We start from the raw sequence: 2,865 nt of genomic DNA on the forward strand, positions 1-2,865 counted from the left end.
TACATCCACGACTTCGCGCCTCATGCTGAAGCGGAAGGGCAATCAAATTGCCAAATCCACCATCGGGCATCGTATCCTGGTTGGGGAATAGCCGGTCATAAGAATCGAAGGACAGGCCCGGGTGACGTTCCATGGCTTTGTCCAGCAGCTTGAACCCCAAAGCCCTCGCGGACCAGGCTGGAACAGCGTCCGAAAAGAAGACCCATAGGTGGGCACCCGCACCGGACCGGGAGATCTCTACAAGATAAGGGACACATTCATCACGACAAGCCTGGGCCAACGCACGAACATCTGCTCTCCAGTCCTCCTTATCAAAATCTACAGCCAGCAGATAACAGGAACTGTCCGGCAACAATGGGTATAACCCTGCTACATGCTTGCCGGACAGGTGGTCATACACTGCACTGAAATCCAGAGGCTTGAACTTTTTGTGAGGGCACTCGCCGCACTTGATCCGGGGTTTCTGACAGATGCCCTGTACCCACTCATTTGCACAGGCGACAGCATAACCGGAACGTCCATTCGAGCTACTTTCCCAGCGAACCGCATAGACATCCTGTCGGCCGCGAAAGAGCCCCCGGAATAACTCAGCTTTTTGATTGGGAGTCAATTGCATTGATGTGGGTGATTGTGCAGCTCGCTGAAGCTCGTTCCTCCGGGAAAGTAAGGCTACTTTTTCCTTCTCAAGCTCAGATAACCTCAATGCAATGGCCGCAAGCTCTTCTTCTACTTGGATAAATGCCTCCCAACGCTAAATCAGTCAACCACAATAATCTTTCTTTGAATATTTGACTGATCCTATCAGATATAGATTCCTAATCAGTAAAACAAATGACCGCGTTTTCTTACCACCTGAATCCGTGAGACCGGCCCCCGGAAGCACTTCTAACCCACTGACCTGCATGGCAATATAGCCATTATCGCCATTCACCCAGACAGTGCCATGCCCAACATAAAGTTCCGCGCCAGTCGCCGCACCCTCACCAGCCACGCCGGGCTGTCCATCATCGGGCAATGCTTCGAGATCGCTGGCGTCGACAGCATCGACAGCCGCTTCCCCACCACGCTGGGCATGCGCACCAGTGACGTGATCAAGAGCTACCTGGGCCTGCTGTGTCTGGGCATGAGCGACTATGACGCTGTCGAGAACTTCCGCCGCGACAAGCCCTTCCAACAACTGCTGACCCTGCAGAAGGTGCCGAGCGCGGCGACGCTGCGACAGCGGCTGGAGAAACTTGCCGCCAACGACCTGCAGGCGCGCACCGCCACCTGGTCCACGACCCTGCTGTCACTGATCGAAGCACCGATCACCGCCGAGACGACGCACGTCTGCCTGGACATCGACACCTTCGTCATGGACAACAGCAACTCGAAGAAGGAAGGCGTCTCGCGGACCTACCAGAAGGTCGATGGCTACACCCCGATCGCCGCCTATCTGGGCAACGAAGGGTGGTGCCTGGGTCTGGAACTGCGGCCTGGCAAGCAGCACACCATGAAGGAGAGCAACGCCTTCCTGGAGCGGGTACTGCCTCGCGCCCAATGCCTGACCAGGCAACCGATCCTGTTACGCGAGGACAGCGGCTTCGACAGCCAGGCGCACCTGGCGCTTCTCGAACAGCAACGCCAGGTCTTTGCCGACGAGGGGCGCCGGCTCGACTATGTCGTCAAATGGAACCCGCGCGGCTCGGCCACGGCTGATCGAGATACCTGGCTGGCGGTGGCGGCGGACTACTGGGAAGAGCTGCGTCCTGGCAAGCGCCAGGCGCTGTGGCCGCAGACCGTCTCGATCCACGACGACAACAAGACCGAATACGTCGTCCAACGCGTGATGCGCCTGGTAGAGCGCACCGCCGATCGCGATGGCCAGTTGCTGCTCGAACCGGACTATGAGTTGGAAGGCTGGTGGACCAGCCTGGACGAGGCGCCGGAGGCGGTGATCAAGCGCTACCAGGCGCATGCCACCCATGAGCAGTTTCACAGCGAGATCAAGACCGATCTCGACCTGGAGCGCTTGCCGTCCGGCAAGTTCGCCACCAACGATCTGATCCTGCATCTCGCCCAGTTGGCCTACAACATCCTGCGCCTGATGGGACAGCTGGGCATGACCGGCGAGCTGAGCCCGGTTCGCCACCCGGCCAAGCGGCGCCGGCTGCGCACCGTGCTACAAGAGCTGGTGCACCGTGCGGCTCTCGTGATTCACAAGGCACGGCAGATCATCCTCGACGTCGGGCAGGATATCGGGCGCATGACGGTGCTCAAGACGCTGCGGAGCCGACTGCGTTATCCACGAGGAACGCCATGCTGACCGTCAATCGGCGACACTCTATCCACAAGCAGTTCCAAGCGACACGCGATCGCCAGATATGTCGTGCCTGGCGGGTGGAAAGGCATGACAAAACGGGCCGTCAGCACCGATCAGCACGGTGGGTTTTGGCAATAACGGGCTTGCGAAAGCCAACTTGCACGGGGCGAATGATCAAAAAGTGCTCGCTGGCGGTGATAGGGAAAGTGTCGGCGCCGGCTTCACGGATTCAGGTGGTGTGCTTGATAGACAAGCCACTGTCCGGGAGTTAAAACAGCTCCAAACCATGACAGCGCTGGCACAAAGTGCTGGAGACTTGATACATCAAATACAAATTGAGCGTGGTATGTCGTCAGGTTATTTAGCAAGTGGCGGCGAGGCCTTTGGTCAACGATTAAGTCAGCAGCGGCCACAAACGGATACTGCAGCGGAGGCATTTATTGAACAGCGTCGAAGCCTGGCGGTTGGCGTTTTAAGTACAGCGGCTAATGAACAGCTTGACCAACTGGAGCGTCAGTGGCAGCGAACAGCCAGCTTACGCCGAGAAATAGATCAACTCTCTA

The 2,865-nt window shown here is 57.7% G+C and carries 3 protein-coding genes; 2 read left to right on the forward strand and 1 reads right to left on the reverse strand.

Going from position 1 to position 2,865, the window contains the following annotated elements; translation table 11 throughout:
* Positions 1-616, reverse strand: a 616-nt coding sequence (locus tag FYJ24_RS12290; RefSeq protein ID WP_206192717.1) for a TOTE conflict system archaeo-eukaryotic primase domain-containing protein, incomplete at its 3' end; no start/stop codon positions are given.
* Positions 617-943: 327 nt separating this feature from the next.
* On the opposite strand from FYJ24_RS12290, the gene FYJ24_RS12295 reads away from it, so the two are divergent.
* Together FYJ24_RS12295 and FYJ24_RS13475 are read left to right on the forward strand one after the other, a co-directional pair.
* Entirely contained in the window at positions 944-2,305 is a 1,362-nt protein-coding gene (locus FYJ24_RS12295) for an IS1380 family transposase (protein WP_016915294.1), read from the forward strand.
* Between the two features lie 118 nt (positions 2,306-2,423).
* Positions 2,424-2,865 (forward strand): nitrate- and nitrite sensing domain-containing protein (locus FYJ24_RS13475; RefSeq protein ID WP_206192718.1); only part of this gene is annotated, 442 nt, incomplete at its 3' end.

Origin of the sequence: Scrofimicrobium canadense (assembly GCF_009696615.1) — a bacterium.
GTDB classification, from domain to species: domain Bacteria; phylum Actinomycetota; class Actinomycetes; order Actinomycetales; family Actinomycetaceae; genus Scrofimicrobium; species Scrofimicrobium canadense.

Excerpts from the sequence above, each read along its gene's own strand:
- FYJ24_RS12295 (WP_016915294.1), top strand. The coding sequence starts at position 944 with ATGCCCAACATAAAGTTCCGCGCCAGTCGCCGCACCCTCACCAGCCAC.